General features: G+C 53.5%; 1 protein-coding gene. It reads right to left on the bottom strand.

Annotated elements, in window-relative coordinates; genetic code table 11:
* On the bottom strand, positions 1-663 hold a 663-nt coding region (locus J5224_RS33305; RefSeq protein WP_264629170.1), incomplete at both ends, for an MFS transporter.

The following is a 663-nucleotide window of genomic DNA, read 5'->3' as shown; positions in this document are numbered from 1 at the left end:
CACCACGTAGATAGCGGCAAGCAGCGCGATCGCCATCTGGAAAGAGTAAACGCTGGCTACTGCACCAATCACCACGGGGCCAAAACCCCCAATACCGCGTCCAATGTTGAACAGCACGTTCTGCGCGGTCGCACGGGCATTGGTTGGATACGCTTCAGACATCACCGCACCATAGCCACCCATCATACCGTTAACAAACACGCCGAGCAGCGCACCGGCCCACAGCATGGTCATGGGATCGGTCAGTTGAGAATAGGTCAAAACCATAACGACAGCGCCAACCTGGAACAACAAAAACGAGGGTTTGCGGCCAATACGATCCGCCAGTTGTCCAAACACCCAGATACCGGCGATCATGCCTAAAATAGTCACCGAGGTCCACATGGCCGATTTGGTCAGGTTGAAGCCCAGGGTTTTGGACAGAAAGCTTGGCATCCAGATCATGATGCCGTAATAACCAAAGTTCTGAACTGAGGTGAGCACCACGATCCCGGCGCTGACTTTACTGGTCGCCTTGTCTTTCATCAGCAGTTTGAAAGAAGACCAGGTCGAGGCTTTTTTATCGGTCTTACGTACAAACACTTCCGGCTCGTGCAGGCGGTGACGAATAAACCAGGCCACAAAGGCCGGAATAATCCCCACCAAAAACATGCCACGCCAGCC

The organism is Candidatus Symbiopectobacterium sp. NZEC135, assembly GCF_025962695.1.
The sequence above is the reverse complement of the archived record's forward strand: the minus strand, read 5'-3'. Positions and strand labels throughout refer to the sequence as shown.